This window comes from Streptomyces sp. CNH189 (assembly GCF_000527195.1).
In genome coordinates this window covers 92,799-113,738 of the sequence record NZ_AZUS01000018.1, presented here as the reverse complement: position 1 = coordinate 113,738, position 20,940 = coordinate 92,799, and the positions used below count along the sequence as shown (strand labels likewise).

The window sequence follows — 20,940 nt, the reverse complement described above, 5'->3', positions numbered from 1 at the left end:
GCGCGGGGTCGCCGGGACCGGCACGGGCCGGCCGCTCAGCCGCGGAGTGTCGCCACCGGACTGTTGTAGGCCTGCGCGGTCAGGACCGGGGTCCTCGACGCGCGCACCTCGGTCGGCCAGGACAGGCGGACGGTGCGGGACTCGCCGGGCAGCAGCCACAGGTAGTTGTCGCTGTACAGCGTCGGCAGCACCCGGCGGCCCCCGGCGGCCTCGAGCAGGGACAGCCTGACCATGGCGGCCACCGCCGCTCCCGCGTTGTGGACCGTCGCCGTCAGTGCGTGGCGTTCCCCCGCACGCGACACCTTGGTGATCCCTCCGGTCAGCTCGACCTGCCTGGTCCTGTTCAGGTCGCGCAGGGACGCGGGGTCGCGGTAGCGCCAGTACGTGTTCCGCGACACCTCCGTGCCCCTGGCGTCCGTCAGCGTGAGCCGGAGGAGATGGAGGTCGGGGAGACCCTCCGTCCATGCCGCGGTGAAGGCCTGGGCGGTGGCCGCCCGGGCGATGTCGACCCGGGCCCGTCGGGTCGCGCCGAGCTGCCGGCCGGCCAGGTCGAACAGCTCGGCGGTGACGGTGGCGCCGCGCAGGTCGGCCGAGGTGTGGTTCACGGCGAGGACCTGCCACTTCACCGGGTCGGCCTGGACGTGCAGGGGTTCGCACGCCGTGCGGGCGCCGTAGTAGGTGCCGTTGACGTCGAAGTCGTAGTCGTAGGTCTGCCAGACCGTGCTGTGCCAGGCGGGGTGGGACATCCACAGCATCAGTCCGGAGGCGTTGTCCCACAGGTTGGCGTTCCACGCCTCGAACATGGCGCGGGTGTTCTCGTAGTTGACGAACTGGGCCTTGCGGGCGAAGTCGTCGAGGTCTCCGGCCTCGCCGAGGCGTGCTTCGACCGCCGCCTTGTAGTGCTGCGGTGCCTGGTTCCCGCGCTCGCTCCAGTCGTGGTGGTACCAGGCGCCGCCGATCGGCCACTCCGGTTCGTCGCCGGCCATGGTGCGGATGCTCGCGGCGGTGGGGACGACGGGCATGCCGATCTCGGTGTGGAAGCCGAAGTCCTTGCTGCCGTACGTCATCGGGTCGAAGTACTTCTCCGGCTCCACCCAGCCGTAGGGGCCACCGCCGGTGACGATTCCCCCGGCCGAGTTGTTCTGGTAGAGCAGGCCGGGTGCCTGGTCCTGGACGGCCCCCCGCATGCCCTTGTCGACGGCGGCGGGAGGGTTGCCTTCGTTGGCGCCGCACCAGACGGCGACGCAGGGGTGGATCCGGTAGCGCAGCACGGTGTCGCGGGCGAGCGACACGAACGCGTCACGGTCCGGCGGGTCCATGCCCCACGCGTTGGGGAAGTCGTTCCACACCAGGATGCCGTGGCGGTCGCAGGCGGCGAAGAACTCCTCGCGGTCGCTGCTGCCGACCCAGTTGCGGATCATGGTGAAGTTCATGTCGCGGTGCATGCGCACGGCCGCGTCCATGCGCTCCGCCGGCATGCGGCGCAGCAGTTCGTCCCAGCCCCAGTTGCCGCCACGGGCCAGCACCCGCACGCCGTTGACGCTGATCTTCAGCGGGTCGGGGGTGTTGGACACGGACGTGACGTCGGTCCAGTCGTCGCCGTCGTCGGACACCTGGACGACGTAGGTCTTCGGGTAGGCGGTCTCCCACAGGAGGGCGACGCGGTCGAAGGCGCGCGGGGATCCGAGGTCGACCTGGATCCACTGGTGGTCCTCGTACGCGGACGACCAGCGGGTGTTCGGATCGCCGTCGGTGGCGTGGGAGGCGGGGTTGTCGTGCTCCTCGGTGGAGGCGGTGGCCGTCCGGCGCAGGGCGAGGTCGGTGCCGGGGTCCTCGGTGTCGACGACGCTCAGGCTCCACAGGGAGTTGCCCCAGCTGGTGTTGCGCAGACCGCACTGCAGGCGGAGGTAGCGTGCCGTCGTCCGCTCGAAGTCCTCGATCTGGAGGCTGGCGTTACCGTTGGTGAAGGGCAGCGGTACGGCCCCGTTGTCGACGGACTTCACGTCGGTCCAGTCCGAGTCGTCCGCCGACACCTGGACCACGAAGGTCTTGGCGTACGCCTGCTCCCAGATGAGGTCGACCCGGTCGATGGACTGGACCGAGCCCAGGTCGACGCGTATCCACTGGTCGTCCTCGAACTTCGAGGACCAGCGGGTGGTGTCGTCGCCGTCGGTGGCGTTGGCGGGCGCGTGGTCGTCCTGGTCGGTGCTGGAGGCCTCCGCGGTCGCGTGCAGGGCGAGGTCGATTCCGGGCCTGGCGCTGTCGCCGACGGAGAGGGACCACAGGGAGCTGCCCCAGGAGGTGGCCCGGGTGAGGCATCTGACGCGGACGTAGCGGGCCTGCTGCCGTTCGAACGTCACGGTCTGCGTGCAGGCGTCGCCGGACGCGGTGAACGGCAGCGGTACGTCGTACTCGTAGCCGAACTGGCGGATGCCGAACGTCGTGGTGCGGCGGTCGCTCTCCCGGCCGTCGGCGGACGCCGTCAGGGTCAGGTCGTGCAGGTGTGGTTCGCCCAGCCCGTTGGGCCACCACAGCTTGGGGTTGTGCAGCTTCAACTGCGCGAACGCGTCGGAGGCGAAGACGACGTCCACGCTCCGGCCGGCCTTCACGGTGACGGTCCTCGAGACGCGCACCCCGTCGAAGGACGCGGTGACCGTGGTGCGCAGGTCGGCGGTGCCGGCGTTGCGGACCGGGACGACCACGGTCACCTCGGCGACCGACACGTCCGGCAGCTTCGGCAGGGCGGTGTCCACGCGCGGGTCGCCGATGACGGCGTGCCCGGTCGACCGGAGCCGGACGTGGTTCCAGATGCCGGCCGCGCGGTCACGTACGGCGGGCATCCAGTCCCAGCCCGAGGAGGCGAGATACGTCGGTGAGTTGAGGTTCATCTGCTGTGCGCCGGCGTCGACCCATGCCTCGCCCTGGGGGCCCTTGTCACCGGGGCTGCCGGGGACCGGCATGGGTGAGATCCGTACGGCGAGCGCGTTGTCGCCGTGCTCGGCGAGGTGCCCGGTGACGTCGAGGGCGGCGCGGGCGAACGGGTGGACCAGCTCGCCGACCTGTGTGCCGTTGAGCCAGACGTCGGCCTTGTGGTTGACGCCGTCCAATTCCAGCCAGACGTGCCGGCCGGCTCCCGTGCGCAGACCCCGCGGCAGCGCGAAGTCCCGCTTGTACCACCAGGAGTGGCGCGACAGGGCCTCGGGGATGTGCAGGTTGTTCAGGCCCGCCACGGGGTCGGGCAGCTTGCCCTGCTCCACGAGGGAACCGAGCACGGTGCCGGGGACGGTGGCGGGCAGCCAGCCGCCGGTGTCCACGGAGGTCGTCGACAGGCGGGCGCCGTCCGCCCCGGCCCAGTCGTCCAGGGTGAGCCGCCAGCCGGACTCCACGGGGACGGTCCCGTCGTCGGCGACGGTCAGCTTCGGCGGCTTGCCCGGACGGGTCCCCCAGTCGGTCCAGCCGGTCACCGCGGGGCGACGGCCCTCGGCGGTGCCGTACACCTCGAAGCCGTTGAGCCCCAGGGGCAGGGGGCTGGAACGTTTCCGGGACGTCAGGCGCACCCAGCGGGCGCGGGCGGGGCGCGCGAGCTGGATGTCCACCACGCCGCCGGTGCCCTGGGTGGTGCTGTACACCGCTGTTCAGGACGTGTTGTCGAGAGAGGTCTCCACCACGAAGACCAGGGAGTAGCTCGACTGGATCTCGTCGCCGGTGGTGCCGCTGTGCACATTGCCTTCGACGGGCGGCGTGTACACCGGGTCGGACGCGTCGGCCTCGAAGGTGAGACGGATCCGCGTGACCTCGCCGGCCGCCTGGAGGTCGACGGCGATCCACTGCGGATCGCCGCCCTCGGCACGCCATCCGCTGCCCTTGACGCCCGGGGAGGTGAGGCGGTCGACGACGAACGACCCGGGCGTGGCGGCGTAGGCGGTGGAGGACGCCGTGACGGGGCGGTAGCGGGCCAGCTCCCCGCCGGCCCGCGGGCCGGCGGGGGCGGCAGCGGCGGGTGACGCGGGCAGCACGGCACCGAGGCCGAACCCGGCCAGCAGGGCGGGTCCCGTGGTGACTACGGCCCTTCGCGACGGCAGGCGCGACGGACCCGATCGATCGGTCATGAGTGTGACGTCCCCTCAGGAGCGCAGGGCGCGATGACCGGTTCCGCACCGTGAGGCGGAACCGGATGACAACGTTGCCAAAGGCTGGGTCCGCCGGGTGCCGCCTGTCAACCCTCCGGATGGCAACGATGCCGCCAGCAGCAAGGGTAACCTGCGATCAGTTGCCAACGGAGCGCACACGCAATCGGTTCGTGCGGGTCGGACGTGGCACACCTCGGTTTCACAAGCTCCTGTTTCTTTCATTGACAGCGGAAAATAATGCCCCTAAGTTCCCGGCCATGCAGTCGACTTCCCCTTCGACGTCTCCTCCTGAGGCCTTCCCGGCACAGACTCCGGCCGTCGCGGAGATCTTCACCACGGTGCTCTCGCACGGTCCCCTCACCCGTTCAGAGGTGGCCGAACGCACCGGTCTGTCCGCCGCGGCGGTGACCAAGGCGGTGCGCCCGCTGATCGCCGCCGGGTATCTCACGGAAGACGCCGTCGACGCCCGCCGGGCCCTGGGACGGCCGGCCAATCCGGTGCGGGTCGACCCGGGGCGGGCGTGGTTCGTCGGGGTCAAGGCGACCGGTGACGAACTCATCGGTGTCCTGACCGACCTGTGCTGCCGGATCCGTGTGGCCCGGCATCTGCCGCTGACGGACCCGGACCCGCGGTCGGTGCTCGCCCGCATCGCGCAGCTCGTACGGGAGTTGCTCACCGAGGCCGAGGGTTTCGGTGTGCCGGTGCTCGGTCTGGGCCTCGCCGTCTCCGGTGACGTGGACCGCGCCGAAGGCACCGTCCGCTACTCGCCGTTCCTGGGGTGGCGCGACGTGGCCCTCGGTGAACTCGCGCACGCCGTCTCCGGCTTGCCGGTCACCGTGGAGAACGACGTGCGTGCCCTGACCGTCGCCGAGCAGTGGTTCGGCGCCGGCGTCGGGCTGTCCGACTTCGCGCTGGTCACCGTCGGCGCGGGCATCGGCTGCGGACTCGTCGTGCACGGGAAGGTGGTGGCCGGGGCGCACGGGGTGGCCGGCGAGATCGGCCACATCGCCATCGATCCGGCCGGCCCGGTGTGCCGGTGCGGCAACCGGGGGTGTGTGGAGGCGATCGCGGCCGATCAGGCCATCGTCGACCGCATCACCGAGGCGACCGGGGTCGCGGTCACCGACGCCGCCCACGCCGTGGACCTGGCACGCCGGGGACTTCCCGGAGCACGGGAGGTCTACGCCGCCGCGGGCGAGGCGATCGGCCGCGGAATCGCCACCGTGGCCAACCTGTTCGGGCCCCAGCGGGTGATCATCTCCGGCGAAGGGCTGGCGGCGTACGACCTGTTCGCCGACCAGATCCGGGGCGCCTTCGCCGCGTACGCGTTCGGTTCGGCCGCGCGGTGCGACGTGCGGACCCGTGCGCTGCCGTTCGAGGAGTGGGCGCGCGGAGCGGCGGCCACCGCCATCCAGAGCTTCATCAGATCCGACATCCACCAGCAGCGCTCCCACGGCGCTGCCGCGCGCGCCTAGCACGCACGAGCACGAGGAGCGACCCATGACGCAGCACAACAGCGTCCCCCTGGCCGGGCAGGGCCCCGGCCGGCGCAGAGTGGTCGGCGGGCTGTTCGGCCTGTCCGCGGCCGCCCTGGCCGCGCCCGTCCTCTCCGCCTGCGGCGGCGGCCCGGGGGCCGACCCGAAGACGGTCACGTTCGGGTCGAACGGCGCCGACGCCACACCGAGGAAGGCCTACGAGGCCGTCACCAAGGCCTTCTCGCAGGACTCCGGCCTGACGGTGAAGACCAACACGGTCGACCACGACACCTTCCAGAACAGCATCACCAGCTACCTTCAAGGCACCCCGGACGACGTCTTCACGTGGTTCGCCGGCTACCGCATGCAGTACTTCGCGAAGAAGGGCCTCGCGAGCCCGATCGACGACGTCTGGGACGTCATCGGCGACGGCTTCAGCGACGCGGCCAAACAGCTGTCGCGGGGCCACGACGGCAAGTACTACTTCGTCCCGCTCTACAACTATCCCTGGGCGGTCTTCTACCGTAAGAGTCTCTTCCGGGAGCGCGGATACGAAGTCCCGCGCACTTGGGACGAGTTCATCGCACTGGCCAAGCGGATGAAGAAGGACGGACTCTCCCCCGTCTCCTCCGGCTACGGCGGCGGCGACAGCTGGTCCGTCCTGGGCGCCTTCGACTACCTCGACCTGCGTGCCAACGGCTACGACTTCCACATGCAGCTGATGCGCGGCGAGGTCTCCTGGACCGACAGGCGCGCGCTGCGCGTCCTCGACCTGTGGCGCGAGCTGACGCCGTACTACCAGTCCGGCGGCGCGGGCCGCCCCTGGCAGGACGCCGCGCAGTCGCTCATCGACAAGAAGTCCGGCATGGCGGTCATCGGCCTGTTCGTCGGCCAGCAGATCACCGACGAGGCGATACGCGCCGACATCGACTTCTTCGCCTTCCCCGAGATCGACGGTGCCCACGGCCAGGACGCCGTGGAGGCACCGACCGACGGCTTCATGCTGAGCCGGCAACCGAAGAACGAGGAGGCGGCGAAGAAGTTCCTTCAGTTCCTGGGCGGCGCCCGGGCCGAGGAGCTGTACATGGGCGTCGACCTGAGCAACCTGGCCGCCAACGAGCGGGCCGACACGAGCGCGTACAACGCCTTGCAGACCAAGTCGGCCAAGCTCGTCAACTCCGCACGGCACATCAGTCAGTTCGCCGACCGGGACAGCGACCCCGGCTTCATCGGCACCGTCGTCCTGCCCGGGCTCGTGGAGTGGCTCGGCCATCCCGACGACGGCGCCTCCGTCCTCAAGAAGATCGAGTCCCAGCGCTCACGCTTCTTCACCGCCTGACCGGGACCGGAAAGGCCTGCGCACCGTGTCCTCCGTGACCTCTCCCGGGCGGCTCAGCCGGGGCGACCGACTCTTCCTGACGCTCGTCATCGGACTGCCCCTGCTCGCCCTGCTCGTCTTCGTCTGGTTCCCCGCCTTCGCCTCGATCGCCCTGTCGTTCACCACCTGGGACGGCATCGACCTGTCCGGCATCCACTGGACCGGCGTCGAGAACTACACGCAGATCTTCACCAACTACCCGCCGTTCTGGCCGGCCGTGCGGCACAACGTGATCTGGCTGCTGTTCACGGCGCTGCTCCCGACCCCCTTCGGCATCTTCCTCGCGTACCAGCTCGACAGGAAGATCCGCTTCACCCGCGTCTACCAGACCGCGATCTTCCTTCCGATGGTGCTGTCCCTCGCCGTGGTCGGCTTCATCTGGGAGATCGTCTACAACCCCGACACCGGGCTGCTCAACAGTGTTCTTGGGGCCGTCGGGGCCGGTCACCACATCGACTGGCTCGGCGACCCCGACCTCAACCTGTGGGCCGTCCTCGTCGCCTCGGGCTGGCGGCACACCGGCTACATCATGATCCTCTACCTGGCCGGGCTGAAGAGCGTCGACCCCGCCCTGCGGGAGGCCGCCGCCCTCGACGGCGCCAACGGACGCCAGACCTTCCTGAGGGTGGTCTTCCCTGCGCTCAAGCCGGTCAACATCATCATTCTCGTCGTCACGGTGATGGAGTCCCTGCGCGCCTTCGACATCGTCTACGTCCTCGGCGGCGGCACCGGCAGCAAACCCGGCATGGAACTGCTCTCCCTGCTGATCACCGACAACATCGTCGGCGAGGCCGGACACATCGGTTACGGCTCCGCGCTCGCCGTGATCCTCCTGCTCGTGTCGCTCGCGGCGATCGGAACCTTCCTCGTGCAGTCCTTCCGGAAGGAGGACCGGTGACCACCACCCTCGAACAGCGCTCCTCCCCCACCCGGACCGGACCCGACCGGCCACAGCAGGACGGTCCCGGGCGCCCGCCCCGCGCCGTCGGCCGGCACCTGATGCTGGGCGGGATCGCCCTGCTGTGGCTCGTGCCGCTGCTGTGGGCCGTGTACACCTCGTTGCGGTCCTACGAGGACACCGCGAGCAACGGCTATTTCTCCCTGCCGCGCAGCTTCGGCCTGGACAACTTCACGGACGCCTGGACCCAGTCCGGCATGCCGCACTTCTTCTGGAACTCCGTCCTCATCACCGTCCCCGCCGTACTCGGCACGCTGCTGTTCTCGGCGGCCGTCGCGTTCTTCGTCTCCCGTTTCGGCTTCCGCTTCAACGTCGCCCTGCTGATGCTCTTCACCGCGGGCAACCTGCTGCCCGCCCAGGTGCTCATCACCCCGCTGTACCGGCTGTACCTGCTGATCCCGCTGCCGTGGTGGATGAGCGACTCCCTGCTGCTGTACGACTCGGCGTGGGGCGTCATCGCGATCCACATCGCGTACCAGTGCGGGTTCTGCACCTTCGTCCTCAGCAACTACATGAAGACGATCCCCAAGGAGATCACCGAGGCCGCGCAGGTCGACGGCGCCCCCGTGTGGCGGCAGTTCTTCCAGATCGTCCTGCCCCTGTGCCGGCCGGCCTTCGCCGCACTGGCCACGCTGGAATCCATCTGGATCTACAACGACTTCTTCTGGCCCCTCGTCCTCGTCGACACCGGTGACAAGCGGCCCATCACCTCCGCGCTCGCCAACCTCCAGGGCGCCTACTTCACCAACCCCAATCTGATCGCGGCCGGCGCCCTCATGACTGCGATCCCCACGCTGCTGGTGTACTTCGCGCTCCAGCGTCAGTTCATCAGCGGGCTCACCATCGGCTCGAGCAAGGGCTGAGCCGCCCTCGCACCCCTCGCCGCACCGAGACAACAGGAGGCACGGCCCATGCCGTCATCCCCGAACACTCCCCTGCCCGCACGCGCGGTGAGAGCCGCCGTCGTGCTGGCCCTCACCGCCGCGGTGGCCACGGCCGTACCGGCCGCGCAGGCCACGCCGGAGACCGTCACGGCCCCGGTGGCGACGACCGCTCCCCTGGCCGCCAAGCCCTACATGGGCTGGACCAGTTGGACCATGCAGTCGTCCAAGTACCCGGGGCTCAACCCCAGGGGCGACTACAGCTACCTCACCGAGGCGAACGTCCTCAAGCAGGCAGACGCCATGGCGGCCAAGCTCAAGCCCTACGGGTACGAGTACGTCAACATCGACGCCGGCTGGTGGATGGACTGGTCGTGGACGCCGCAGTACGACGCGTACGGCCGGCAGAAGGCCGATCCCGAGCGCTTCCCCGGCGGAATGCAGGCCGTCGCCGACCGCATCCACTCCAAGGGTCTGAAGGCCGGCATCTACCTCCCCGTCGGCCTGGAGAAGGCGGCCTACGGCGACGGCACCACGCCGATCTGGAACGCCGAGGGCTGCACCACCGCCGACATCGTGTACCCCGACCTCCGCACCACCAACGGCTGGGACAGCGCCTACAAGATCGACTTCTCCGACCCCTGTGCCCAGAAGTACGTCGACTCCCAGGCGCGGATGTTCGCCGACTGGGGCTACGACTTCCTGAAGCTCGACGGCGTCGGCCCCGGCTCCTTCAGAAGCGGCGACAACTACGACAACGTCGCGGACGTGGCCGCCTGGCAGAAGGCCATCGCCACCGCGGGCCGTCCGATCCACCTGGAGCTGTCCTGGTCCCTCGACTTCGGACACGTCGAGGACTGGAAGAAGTACTCCAACGGCTGGCGCATCGACACCGACGTCGAGTGCTACTGCGACACCCTGGTCAGCTGGGAGAGTTCGGTCGACGACCGGTGGGCCGACGCCCCGGCCTGGACCGCCCACGCCGGACCCGGCGGCTGGAACGACCTGGACTCCCTCAACGTCGGCAACGGTGAGATGGACGGCCTCACCAAGGCCGAGCGGCAGAGCTACGCGACCCTGTGGGCGATCGCCAAGTCCCCGCTGTACACCGGCGACGATCTCACCGAGCTCGACTCCTACGGGCTGTCGCTGCTCACCAACCGTGAGGTCATCGCGATCAACCAGTCCAGCGCGCCGCCCGCCGCACCCGTCACCGCGTCCGACCCGCAGCAGGTGTGGGCCGCGAAGAACCCCGACGGCACCTACACCGTGGCGCTGTTCAACCTGGCCGACGCACCCGCCCCGGTCACGGCCCACTGGCCGGCCCTCGGCTTCAAGGGCAAGGCCGCGGTACGAGACGTCTGGAACGGCAAGAAGCTCGGCACCCACCGGGACGGGATCACCGAGGTCCTGCCCGCGCACGGCTCCCGGCTGTTCACGGTCACCCCGCACGGCGGCGGCCTCAGGTGGACCGCTCACGAGGCCGAGGCGGGCACCCTGAGCGGCAACGCCGCCACGGCCGACTGCTCCGTCTGCTCCGGCGGCCGCAAGGCCGGCAACCTCTACGGCGGCGGCAAGCTCACGATCGACGACGTGGTCGTGCACAAGGCAGGCACCTACCAGGTCAGGATCTCCTACATCAGCGGGGACGCCCGGTCCGCGCTGGTGTCCGCCAACGGCGGCCGCGCCACCTCGCACACCTTCGCCTCCACGGGTGACTGGTCCACGGTGAACAGCGTCCATGTGCCGGTGAAGCTGAAGGCCGGCGCGAACACGATCACCATCGACAGCGGAAGCGACGGCTACGCGCCGGACATCGACCGGATCGACGTGCAGAAGTAGCCCCGCGCTCAGCGCAGGAAACCCTCGTAGCGGTGCTGTTCGATCTGGCTGCTGATCTGTTTGACGGTCTCCAGGCCCACGCTCACGATGATCAGGATGCTGGTGCCCGTGAGCTGATTGGCACTGCCGAAATTGCCGAGCGCCACCGTCGGCACCAGAGCGATCAGTCCGAGGTAGAGCGATCCGGGCCAGGTGAGCCGGTTGAGGACATAGCCGAGATACTGCGCCGTGGCCTTTCCCGCACGAATGCCCGGCACGAATCCTCCGGCCTGTTTGATGTTCCCGGCCACCTCGTCCGGATTGAACGTGATCGCCACGTAGAAGAAGGCGAAGAAGACGATGAGGACGAAGTAGACCGCCACGTAGACGGGGTGGTTGCCCTTGGTGAGGTTGTTGTTGATCCAGTCCGCCCACCCGGTACCCGAGCCGGCGAACTGTGCGACCAGCGCGGGAAGGTAGAGGAGCGACGACGCGAAAATGACCGGGACGACGCCGGCTTGATTCACCTTCAACGGAATGTAGGTGGCCGTACCCCCGTACGACTTACGGCCGATCATGCGCTTCGCGTACTGCACCGGAATGCGACGCTGGGCCTGCTCCACGAAGACGACCAGGCCGACCATGACGAGTCCCACCAGCACGACGACGCCGAAGGCCAGCCATCCTCCGGCGAGTGTGCTCTCCTCCTTGACGGACCACAGCGCGCTCGGGAGCGTGGAGGCGATCGACAGGAAGATCAGCATGGACATGCCGTTGCCGACCCCGCGTTCGGTGATGAGCTCTCCGAACCACATGACGCACGCCGTGCCGGACGTGATGGTCAGGATCATGACCGCGGTGCGGAAGACCGAGTCGTCCGGCACGATCTGCGCGGCGGCCGGACAGTTCGGGAACAGGGCCCCACTGCGGGCGGTCGCGACGAGTCCTGTCGCCTGCAGGACGGCCAGCGCCAGGGTGAGGTAGCGGCTGTACTGGGTGATCTTCGCCTGCCCCGACGGCCCTTCCTTCTTCAGCGCGTCGAGGCGCGGGATGACCACCGTCAGCAATTGGAGGATGATGCTCGCCGTGATGTAGGGCAGGATTCCCAGGGCGAACACCGTGATCTGCAGAAGTGCCCCGCCGCTGAACAGATTGACCAGCCCGAGGATGCCGCTCGAATCGGAGACGGAATCCACGCAACTCTGGACCGCCCTGTAGTCCACCCCCGGGATGGGGACATGCGACCCGATCCGGAAGAGCACGATGATGCCGAGCGTGAAGGCCAGCTTCTTACGCAGATCGGGCGTTTGGAACACACGCTTGAATGCGTTCAGCACGAGGCTTCCTTCAGTGCGGGCCGGCAGCGGGGCCAGTGGCTCGGGTGAGGCGTGTGGTTCACCGCGTCCGCCGTCGGCCCGACGCGCGGGACCGGCGGGCGCCGGTCACCGGCTCCTCGGACCCATGCTGCACGAACCGGCTCGGACCGGCAGGTCCTGCGGCTCTGGGTGAGCTACGGACGTGTCCGGCGAGGTCGGTCCCACGCGGCTCGTGGCGGGGTCGCGGTCACGGTGTCTGCCAGATGTTGTCGAAGGCTCCTTGTTGCGCCGATCTGCGTTGCCGTTCCGCGGCCAACTGGGTGATGGCCTGATGAATCGCGGCGAGGACGGCGGTCTCGTCGTCGGCGAGGCCCCCGAACACGTCCGCGGGCGCGTCCGCCATGCCCGCTGCGGCAGCGAGACCGACGAAGACGGGGTCGCCCGCACGCAGGCGGTCGACGCCGTGGCGCACGACGACAGGGCTGACCACGGGGCGGGGACGGCGGAAAGGGCGCCGGTGCGACCGTGGCGGCCCGTGCGGTTCGGCCGCTTCCATCGCGGCGCCGTAGCGTGCGGCCAGCCCGGCACCCCGGCGCCAGAGCCAGCTCTCCACGGTCTCGTACGGGGGCTCCCGGGTGATCTCGGACGCGGCTTCCATCAGCATCGGGTCCACGTCGTGCGGCGGGACGACCGGCGTGATCCTGTCGGCCCCGAGGACGACCGCCCGTACGTCGGCGAGGTCGAGCAGTTCGGCTCCCGCGAGGACCAGGGACAGGTCTCCCTGGTCGGGGGCCGGGTCGGTGCCGGGAGCGGCAGCGAGGGCCGCCAGATCATGGGCGGTGGTCATGGCGACTCCGTGAGGGAGGAGGAACAGCGCCGGCGGTTGGCCGTCGTGCGGCCGATGGGCCCGGCATCTGCATGTTCCACCGGCTCGCGCCGATCGGCGCCCCGGCCGCGCCAGCGGGGCCGGGTGCCGGAGGCCGGCGGAGTGAACGCCGTACGCGTGACGGCACGGGTCGTCCGACGGCTCCGTACGCCAGACGGCCACGGATGCCCCACGGCCGGGGCTGCCTGACGGCAGAGGACGCCTGACGGCCACGGATGTCTGAGACAGCAGGCCCGGTCGCAGCCGCGAAGCCGCGTCACTGGGTGCGCGGCGTCAGCACCTCCTGGAGCAGCGCTCCGTACCGCGAGACCAGTTCCGCGCGGTCCATGCGGAGCAGGGTCCGGTCGTCCGCCACCCACAGCGCGTACAGCAGTCCTCCCGCCAGGGCGGCAGCCATGCGCGCACGGACGTCGGCGTCGGGGCCGGACAGGCGGCGGCGCAGGGGCGCGACGAAGAGGTGTTCGTGCGTGTCACGCAGACGGTCGTGGATGTGCGGTTCGTTGCTGCCGTGCACGAGGGCGAGGAAGACACCCCGTGCGGAACCGTTGAGATCGACGAGGAGTTCGACGAGCCGTTGCCCCAGCTGCTCCTGGTCCACGTCGAGCAGTGGTTCGTCGTCGAGCGTCAGATGCATGGTCTCCAGGAACAGCTGCTCCTTGCTCTTGAAGTGACGGATCACCAGTGCGGGGTCCGTGTCGGCGGCGGCCGCGATCTGACGGACGGTCGTCCTGGAGAAGCCCCTGGCCCGGAAGAGTTCGGCGGCGGCCGAGTGGATGGAGTCACGGGTCGAAGCGCCGGAGCCGGTCTGCAGCATGCGGGTCAGGATAGGCGGCCCCGCGCTTCGCACCTGCGCGTTCACACAATCACCGAGGCCGACCCGACGTTACGTGAGTGTTTCAAGAAGTTCGGTCAACTATGTTGACTCCTCCTCAGGAGCACTGCACATTACTTGACGGTAGAACCACCGGTAACCGTTCGGCCAGGCGCTTTTCCCGTCCGCACCGCTCCGTTCCTCCGCTGTCGGCATGCCCTGTCGGCCGCCGCACCCGCAGCTCCGCCCCCAGGAGAGGGATCACATGCCGAAGCACACCCCCCGCAATGTCATGGCCACATCATTCACGCTCGTCGGTGCGCTCGCGCTGAGCCTCACGGGCGGCACCGCCCACGCGTCCGACTCGCTGGAGTACGTCGCTCTCGGCGACAGCTACAGCGCCGGTTCGGGCGTGCTGCCGGTCGATCTGACCAACCTTCTGTGTCTGCGCTCCACCGTGAACTACCCCCATGTGATCGCGTCCCGAACGGGTGCCCACCTGAAGGACGTGACCTGCGGCGCGGCCCAGACGAAGGACTTCACCTCGTCGCAGTACCCCGGGGTGGCGCCGCAGGTGAACGCGCTGGACGCGGACACCGACCTGGTGACACTGACGATCGGCGGCAACGACAACGGCACCTTCATCAACGCCATCACCGCGTGCGGCAGCGCCGGTCTCCTCACCCTCGGCAAGGGCAGCCCCTGCAAGGACAAGCACGGCTCCTCCTTCACCGACGAGATCGAGAAGAACACCTACCCCGCGCTGAAGAGCGCCCTGGGGGCGGTACGCGCCAAGGCGCCCAACGCCCGGGTGGCCGTGCTGGGTTACCCGTGGATCACACCGGCCCAGGCCGACCGGTCGTGTTTCGTGAAGCTGCCGCTCGCCGAAGGTGACGTGCCGTACCTGCGTGACATACAGGCCCGCCTGAACGCGGCGGTCGAGCGGGCCAGCGAGGAGACCGGCGCCGCCTATGTGGACTTCTCCCAGGTCTCCGACGGCCACGACGCGTGCAAGGCCGGCGGGACCCGGTGGATCGAGCCGCTGCTCTTCGGCACCAGCGTGGTGCCCGTCCACCCCAACGCCCTCGGGGAGCGGCGCATGGCCGAGCACACCATGGCCGTCCTCGGCCTGAGCTGACGGCGCCTCGCGGCACCGCCGTCGACCGCTCCGTCCCGACCGGTCGGAGCGTGGTGAAGGGGCTCGGCCGTCACCGACCGGCCGGGTGGCTCAGGTCACCGTGCAGCAGGGCACGCACGATCGGTGGACGGCCCCACAGGGCCAGGATGTCGTTGGAGAGGTCGGCGAGCGGTTCGTGGTCGTCCAGACCGTGCGTGGTGACGGCGGCCGCCGCCAGGCCGCGGGGGACGGCCTTCGCCTCCAGCAGGGTCCGCCACTCGGCCGGTCCTGTCTCGAGGTACTCGAGACCGGTGAGCGCGCCGATCTGCCGGGGGTCGGCGAGGGTGCCCGGGTAGGCGGTGAGGGTGCGCAGGCGCGGCAGCTCGGTCACCGGCGTGAGATCGACCGGCGGGTCGTCCCACACCCCTATGCTGAGGACCTCCAACTCGGGGTGCGCGGCGGCCTCCACGCGGCGCAGGTGTGCCACGTTGACGTGGGCCACGGCCGGTCCCTCGCCCGGACGGCGGGACCGGCCGCCCCGTCGGTTGTGCGGCCGCTTCCCTCGCACCAGGTCGGTGAGCGAGTCGGCGATCAACTCGGCTCCGCTGAACGCCTCGTGGCTCAGCAGCACGATCTGTCCCGCGTGACCGGCGGGCCCTGGGGTGAGGTCGACCGCGAGCCTGTCACCACCGCCGTTGTCGCCGAACACGATCCAGCCGGGCGAACCGACGAGGCCCTGGACCGCGTCGTCGGGCAGGGTGACGGGTGCCTCGCAGGCAGCGTATCTCCAGGGGGCCGGCCGCGACGCGCTGTCCGCCACGTACACGTCGTCCAGGGGGAACAACTCGAATCCGACGACGTCGCACACCTCGCTCGCCGACCAGGTGTCCTGCCCCCGGCCCTCCCCCACGCCGCCCACGGCCCGGTAGAGCGACGCGAGTTCGTCGGGGAGCGTCAGACCCAGGCGCGCTTCGGCCGCGCGGATCTCCTCGTCGCGAGCCCCGGTGGCGCCGGGCAGCCTTTGCAGCAACCACCGCTCCAGCGCCGCCCGGTCGGCCGACGGGGCCGGCCGCACGCCAGGAAACCGCGTGGGCTGTCGCCGCCACGGCTCGGGGACAGCGCCCTCGACCAGCAGCAGCGCCCTCCCGGCAGCCGGTCCGGACTCCACCGCGGCGCTGGGGCCCAGTACCCGCAGGCGGGTCCTGCCCGAGGGGTCGACGCGGGCGGAGAACGTCACGGATTCCGCGCCGGCTCCCACCAGGGCATCGCGCACACGCCCCACTGCCTCCAGTTCCGCATCGGTAGCCCGCCCGCGCGTGCGGGCCCCGGACGACGCGCTCCAGCTGTCGCGCCCCACGGCTCCCGCGATGTACGCCGTGCCCTCGCCCCGGTCGGCCCAGGCGCGCAAGAGCGGCGCCCACGTCTCGAAGGAGTTCAGGACCGGCGGGGAGGGTGCGGAGGTCGGCTCGCTCATGCGCCCACCCTAGGTGCGCCGCCCCACGCGGCAGCCGGCGGCGACGGCCTTGGCTCCTCCCCGTCCGCCGCGCGTCCGGATTGCGGAGAGGACTCGGGGGCACGTGCAGTCCCACGACGACCGACGACGGTGAAGGGGTGACAGCCATGGCCCGACGGCGGGTGCCGACGGCGGAACCGGAAGTCCGGCGGCCCGCGGACCGTGAGGACGTCCGTACGCCGCCCCTCCGTCCCCACGACTACTCGCCGGCCGACTACGCCGATGCCGTGGTGCGCGGCGCCCGGGAGGTCGGTGTGTCCCCCGTCCTCGTGATGACCGTGCTGCACAACGAGGCGTACAAACCCCACCACCCCTTGCTGGAGCGGTTGTGGCAGTGGTGGAAGCCCGGAGCGTCCTTCGGCGTGGCCAACATGCACCGGGCGACGTTCGAGCGGGTCCGGCGGTCGCACGGCCTGCCGGGACGGTGGCAGGACCTGCGCGACGACCCCGCCTTCGCCATCCGCGCGGCCTCCCTCCACCTGCACGACCTCGACCGCGGTCTCCCCCGGCGGCACGTACGGCGCTACACCCGCGACGAACTCCTGGCCCTCGGCTACAACACCGGCGAACGCAACATGCGCGCCTTCGCCCGCGGTATCCCGCCGGGGCCCAAGGCACGCGCGTACCTGCGCCGTTTCCGCGCCAACCGGGAACGGGCCGCCGCGTCACTGCCCGACGGCGGCACCGTGCACTCAGCCTCGGCGCATCCCGACGCGGAAGTGTGACTTCGTGAGGGGGACACCGTGACGGTGGTCGGTGTAAGAGGTCCTAACAGAAGTCGCTGATGGTGTGACTGTCGGCTCAGATGCTCGTTGCTCTGTTCGTGGGGAAGAGGAACTCTCGTCCGTGGATCGTGTCGGACGAACTGTGGTCGCTGATCGAGCCGTTGTTGCCGGAGCCGGGTCCGAAGTTGGTCGCCGGGCGGCCGAGGGTTCCTGACCGGCAGGCTCTGTGCGGGATCCTGTTCGTCCTGCACACCAGCATCCAGTGGGAGTACCTGCCCCAAGAGCTCGGCTTCGGCTCTGGCATGACGTGCTGGCGGCGGCTGGCCGCTTGGAACGAGGCCGGCGTGTGGGACCGCCTTCACGTCGTCCTGCTGCAGAAGTTGCGGGCGGCGAAGCAGCTCGACTGGTCTCGGGCGGTGATCGACTCCAGCCATGTGCGGGCCGCTCGACGAGGCCCAAAAGCGGACCCAGCCCGGTCGACCGTGCGCGTCCGGGCAGCAAGCACCACGTCCTCGTCGATGGTCAGGGCGTCCCGCTCGCGGTGTCGCTGACCGGCGGCAACCGTAACGACGTCACGCAACTGCTGCCCCTCCTCGCCAAGGTCCCGTCCGTTGCGGGCCTGGTCGGGCGGCCGCGCCGGCGGCCCGACGTGGTGCTCGGCGACCGTGGCTACGACCACGACAAGTACCGCCGGCTCGTGTGGGCTCTGGGCATCAAGCCGGTGATCGCCCGCCGCGGCACCCCTCATAGTTCGGGGCTCGGAGTGCACCGGTGGGTCGTCGAACGCACCATCGCCTGGCTGCACGGCTTCCGGCGCCTACGCGTCCGCTGGGAACGGCGCGACGACATCCACGAAGCCTTCCTCGGCCTCGCGACCTGCCTGATCACCCACCGGCACGTCCAACGCCTTTGTTAGGACCTCTAAGGCGGTCAGGGGCGGGTGGCGCGGTCCAGTTCGATCAGGATCGAGTAGTAGGCGCGGCCCGTCGCGCGGTCCATGCCGATCTCGCACATGCGGTTGGCGGACAGGTGGGCGTCGTAGGCACGCGAGGTGACCTCCGCGGCCTCCTTCGCCGTCGCCGACGCCGTCAGCTCCTTGTGCAGCATGCCCCGGTCGCCGGCGAAGGCGCAGCAGCCGGCGTCGTCCGGGACGACGACCTCGTCGGCGATCGCGTCCGCGACCGCGCGCAGCTGGTCCACGTCGCCCAGGTGCTGCATCGAGCAGGTCGGGTGCAGCACCGCCGAACCGGTCGTCCGGCGGACGGTGAGCCGTGGCAGAAGTTCCTCGGCGGCCCACACGACGGAGTCGATCACGTTCAGGCGCCCGTGCAGCTCCCGGTTGGCGTCGGTGAGGTAGGGGACGACCTCGTGCTGGATGCCGAGCGTGCAGGAGGAGGCGTCGACGACCAGCGGGAGCCGTCCGCCGTCGGTCCAGGCCCAGGCGGCCTCGACGACACGGTTGGCCATCAGCGTGTTGCCGTCCTCATAGCCCTTGGAGTGCCAGATCGTCGAGCAGCAGGTCCCGGCGACGTCGTCGGGGATCCACACCGGCCGGCCGGCGCGGGCCGACACGTCGACCACGGCCTGCTGGAGCGAGGGGGTGCCGTCGTCCTCGGGTCCGGCGAAGATGCGGTTGACGCAGGCCGGGTAGTAGACGGCGCTCGCTCCCGTGCGGGAGGTGGGCGGTGTGGTGCGGGCGGCGGCGCCCGGGATCTCGGGCAGCCACTCGGGCATCAGGTCGGGGCGTACGGCCTTGCGCGCGAGGCCGGTCGCGGCCTCCAGCAGCCGGTCGCTGATCTTCTCCGCCGCGCCGACGGCGAGGCGTGCCGACGCCTCCACGGTCTTGAAGTGCTTGGCGGTGAGTACGGCGATCCGCTCCTCGCGCGGTGAGTGCCGCCGGTGGCGGAAGTCCTTCATCATGGCGCCGGTGTCGATACCGACCGGGCAGGCGATCGCGCAGGTGGAGTCGCCCGCGCAGGTGTCGACCGCGTCGTAGCCGTAGGAGGCGAGGAGTTGTTCCTCCACGGGTGATCCGTCCGGCTGGCGGAGCATCTCCCGTCGCAGCACGATGCGTTGGCGCGGGGTGGTCGTCAGGTCGTGGCTGGGGCAGGTGGGTTCGCAGAAGCCGCACTCGATGCAGGGGTCGGCGACGGGCTCGATGCCGGGGATCGTCTTCAGTCCGCGCAGGTGGGCCCTGGGGTCACGGTCGAGGACGACCCGGGGTGCCAGGACGCCCCGGGGGTCGATCAGCTGCTTGATGCGCCACATCAGCTCGGTGGCCGTGGGCCCCCATTCCATCTCCAGGAAGGGGGCGATGTTGCGTCCGGTGGCGTGCTCGGCCTTCAACGACCCGTCGAAGCGTTCCACGGTCATCCGGCAGAAGTCGTCCATGAACGCGGCGTACCGGTCGACGTCGGATGTCTTCGACGCGTCGAAGGCGAGCAGGAAGTGCAGGTTGCCGTGGGCGGCGTGACCGGCGACGGCCGCGTCGAAGCCGTGCTCCGCCTGGAGTCCGAGCAGGTCCTGGCAGGCTTCGGCCAGCCGGGACGGCGGCACCGCGAAGTCCTCCGTGATCAGGGTGGTGCCCGCCGGGCGGGAGCCGCCGACGGCCGTGACGAAGGCCTTGCGGGCCTTCCAGTAACCGTTGATCACCTTGGGGTCGCGGGTGAAGGTGTTGGTCACCGAGGCGACCGGCGCGACCAGGTCGAGGCGCTCGACGACCTGGGCCGCCGCCCGCTCGAAAGCCTCCTGGCCCGCCTCGTCGGGTGCGCGGAACTCGACGAGCAGCGCCGCGGTCTCCCGCGGCAGATCGGCCCAGTCGGCCGGCACACCCCGCACGCTCACCGAGGCGCGCAGCGTGTTGCCGTCCATCAGCTCGACCGCGGTGGCCCCGGCCTCGTTGAACAGGGGGACTGCCGCCGCGGCGGCGGTCAGCGACGGGAAGAAGAGCAGGCCGCTGGATGTCTTGCGGTCCAGCGGCAGGGTGTCGAAGACGACGTCGGAGATGAAGCCGAAGGTGCCCTCGGAGCCGACCATGAGCCCGCGCAGGATCTCGACGGGCGTGGCGCCGTCGAGGAAGGCGTCCAGCCGGTAGCCGTTGGTGTTCTTGATCTCGTACTTGGCGCGGATGCGGGCGGTCAGTTCGGCGTCGGCCTCGATCTCCGCCTTGAGTGCCAGCAGTCCCTGGCAGAGTTCCGGTTCCGTACGCGCCAGCGTCTCGTCAGCGTGCGGGTCGGCCGTGTCGACGACCGTGCCGCTCGGCAGGACGAAGGTCAGTGAGGCGAGGGTGCGGTAGGAGTTGCGTGTGGTGCCGGCCGTCATGCCGGAGGCGTTGTTGGCGACGACGCCTCCGACCGTGCACGCGATGGCACTGGCCGGGTCCGGCCCCAGGATCCTGCCGTACCGGGCGAGGGTGGCGTTGGCCCGCATGACCGTGGTGCCGGGCCGGATCCGGGCCCGGGCGCCGTCGTCCAGGACCTCGATGCCGGTGAAGTGCCGGCGCACGTCGACGAGGATGTCCTCGCCCTGCGCCTGCCCGTTGAGACTGGTCCCGGCGGCGCGGAAGACGACCTGGCGGTCGTGGTCACGGGCGTACGCCAGCACCGCCGAGACGTCGTCGGTGTTCTCCGGGAGGACGACGACCTGCGGGACGAACCGGTAGGGGCTGGCGTCGGAGGCGTACTTCACCAGGTCGGAGACTTTCCACAGGACCTTGCCTGGCCCCAGCAGCGCGGTCAGGCCGGCGCGCAGCGCCTCGGGGGTGCCCGTGGCCCCGTCGTCGGGCACCCGGTCGGCGGCGGCGGCACGGGCCGTGCCGGGTCGGAGGGATTCCGGCTTGGGTTCCAGCAAGGGCATGACGTTCGGCTCCCACACGATGTCGGTCGGTGCTGTTCAGCGTACGGCGGCGGATTCCGGCCGGTCCCGCCGGT

13 protein-coding genes and 1 pseudogene are annotated in these 20,940 nt (G+C 70.3%); 8 read left to right on the top strand and 6 right to left on the bottom strand.

The window, feature by feature from the left end:
• Window positions 1-35: 35 nt before the first annotated feature.
• Window positions 36-4,109, bottom strand: a pseudogene (locus tag B100_RS34190) (discoidin domain-containing protein).
• A gap of 278 nt (window positions 4,110-4,387) precedes the next feature.
• On the opposite strand from B100_RS34190, the gene B100_RS0123610 reads away from it, so the two are divergent.
• The 5 genes from B100_RS0123610 to B100_RS0123590 are packed head-to-tail and all read left to right on the top strand — an operon-like array spanning window position 4,388 to window position 10,664.
• Window positions 4,388-5,605, top strand: coding sequence for an ROK family transcriptional regulator (locus B100_RS0123610; protein WP_024886881.1), 1,218 nt, complete (start codon window positions 4,388-4,390; stop codon window positions 5,603-5,605).
• A 25-nt stretch (window positions 5,606-5,630) separates the two neighbouring features.
• A complete protein-coding gene (locus B100_RS0123605) occupies window positions 5,631-6,944 on the top strand; it encodes an ABC transporter substrate-binding protein (RefSeq protein WP_024886880.1) in 1,314 nt (437 codons plus the stop codon).
• 34 nt (window positions 6,945-6,978) lie between these two features.
• A complete protein-coding gene (locus B100_RS0123600; protein ID WP_486585690.1) occupies window positions 6,979-7,881 on the top strand; it encodes a carbohydrate ABC transporter permease in 903 nt (300 codons plus the stop codon).
• Entirely contained in the window at window positions 7,878-8,804 is a 927-nt protein-coding gene (locus B100_RS0123595; RefSeq protein ID WP_024886878.1) for a carbohydrate ABC transporter permease, read from the top strand. Before B100_RS0123600 ends, B100_RS0123595 begins: the two co-directional genes overlap by 4 nt.
• A gap of 48 nt (window positions 8,805-8,852) precedes the next feature.
• On the top strand, window positions 8,853-10,664 hold the full coding sequence (locus B100_RS0123590; RefSeq protein WP_024886877.1) for an alpha-galactosidase D: 1,812 nt from the start codon (window positions 8,853-8,855) through the stop codon (window positions 10,662-10,664).
• 8 nt (window positions 10,665-10,672) lie between these two features.
• Here B100_RS0123590 and secY read toward each other — a convergent pair whose 3' ends face one another.
• The 3 genes from secY to B100_RS0123575 all read right to left on the bottom strand — a co-directional run bounded on the left by secY (window position 10,673) and on the right by B100_RS0123575 (window position 13,659).
• On the bottom strand, window positions 10,673-11,980 hold the full coding sequence (secY, locus tag B100_RS0123585; RefSeq protein WP_024886876.1) for a preprotein translocase subunit SecY: 1,308 nt from the start codon (window positions 11,978-11,980) through the stop codon (window positions 10,673-10,675).
• Window positions 11,981-12,206: 226 nt separating this feature from the next.
• The gene (locus tag B100_RS0123580; RefSeq protein WP_024886875.1) at window positions 12,207-12,806 is read right to left on the bottom strand and encodes a GPP34 family phosphoprotein; all 600 of its coding nucleotides are present in this window, start codon (window positions 12,804-12,806) and stop codon (window positions 12,207-12,209) included.
• Window positions 12,807-13,101: 295 nt separating this feature from the next.
• Complete coding sequence (locus B100_RS0123575) at window positions 13,102-13,659, bottom strand: TetR/AcrR family transcriptional regulator (protein ID WP_024886874.1); 558 nt, start codon at window positions 13,657-13,659, stop codon at window positions 13,102-13,104.
• A 262-nt stretch (window positions 13,660-13,921) separates the two neighbouring features.
• Here B100_RS0123575 and B100_RS0123570 point away from each other — a divergent pair, with 262 nt between their 5' ends.
• Window positions 13,922-14,794 (top strand): SGNH/GDSL hydrolase family protein, encoded by an 873-nt coding sequence (locus tag B100_RS0123570; protein WP_024886873.1) that lies wholly within the window; start codon window positions 13,922-13,924, stop codon window positions 14,792-14,794.
• 70 nt (window positions 14,795-14,864) lie between these two features.
• On the opposite strand, the gene B100_RS0123565 is transcribed toward B100_RS0123570, so the two are convergent.
• A complete protein-coding gene (locus B100_RS0123565) occupies window positions 14,865-16,247 on the bottom strand; it encodes an SMI1/KNR4 family protein (RefSeq protein WP_024886872.1) in 1,383 nt (460 codons plus the stop codon).
• 146 nt (window positions 16,248-16,393) lie between these two features.
• Here B100_RS0123565 and B100_RS0123560 point away from each other — a divergent pair, with 146 nt between their 5' ends.
• Together B100_RS0123560 and B100_RS35820 are read left to right on the top strand one after the other, a co-directional pair.
• Entirely contained in the window at window positions 16,394-17,011 is a 618-nt protein-coding gene (locus tag B100_RS0123560; RefSeq protein ID WP_024886871.1) for a hypothetical protein, read from the top strand.
• A gap of 80 nt (window positions 17,012-17,091) precedes the next feature.
• Window positions 17,092-17,927, top strand: a protein-coding gene (locus tag B100_RS35820) for an IS5 family transposase (protein WP_106967070.1) whose coding sequence is annotated in 2 segments (ribosomal slippage) — window positions 17,092-17,467 and window positions 17,467-17,927 — 837 coding nt in all. Because the reading frame shifts where the segments join, the coding sequence is not laid out codon by codon here.
• Between the two features lie 14 nt (window positions 17,928-17,941).
• Here B100_RS35820 and B100_RS0123545 read toward each other — a convergent pair.
• Window positions 17,942-20,866: an FAD-binding and (Fe-S)-binding domain-containing protein gene (locus tag B100_RS0123545; protein WP_024886868.1), complete on the bottom strand. Its 2,925-nt coding sequence runs from the start codon at window positions 20,864-20,866 to the stop codon at window positions 17,942-17,944.
• Window positions 20,867-20,940 lie beyond the last annotated feature (74 nt).

Bases quoted from the DNA above. Each gene is read 5' to 3' on its own strand.
- B100_RS0123610 (WP_024886881.1), top strand. From the start codon at position 4,388: ATGCAGTCGACTTCCCCTTCGACGTCTCCTCCTGAGGCCTTCCCGGCA.
- B100_RS0123605 (WP_024886880.1), top strand. From the start codon at position 5,631: ATGACGCAGCACAACAGCGTCCCCCTGGCCGGGCAGGGCCCCGGCCGG.
- B100_RS0123590 (WP_024886877.1), top strand. From the start codon at position 8,853: ATGCCGTCATCCCCGAACACTCCCCTGCCCGCACGCGCGGTGAGAGCC.
- B100_RS0123580 (WP_024886875.1), bottom strand. From the start codon at position 12,806: ATGACCACCGCCCATGATCTGGCGGCCCTCGCTGCCGCTCCCGGCACC.
- B100_RS0123575 (WP_024886874.1), bottom strand. From the start codon at position 13,659: ATGCTGCAGACCGGCTCCGGCGCTTCGACCCGTGACTCCATCCACTCG.
- B100_RS0123570 (WP_024886873.1), top strand. From the start codon at position 13,922: ATGCCGAAGCACACCCCCCGCAATGTCATGGCCACATCATTCACGCTC.
- B100_RS0123565 (WP_024886872.1), bottom strand. From the start codon at position 16,247: ATGAGCGAGCCGACCTCCGCACCCTCCCCGCCGGTCCTGAACTCCTTC.
- B100_RS0123560 (WP_024886871.1), top strand. From the start codon at position 16,394: ATGGCCCGACGGCGGGTGCCGACGGCGGAACCGGAAGTCCGGCGGCCC.
- B100_RS0123545 (WP_024886868.1), bottom strand. From the start codon at position 20,866: ATGCCCTTGCTGGAACCCAAGCCGGAATCCCTCCGACCCGGCACGGCC.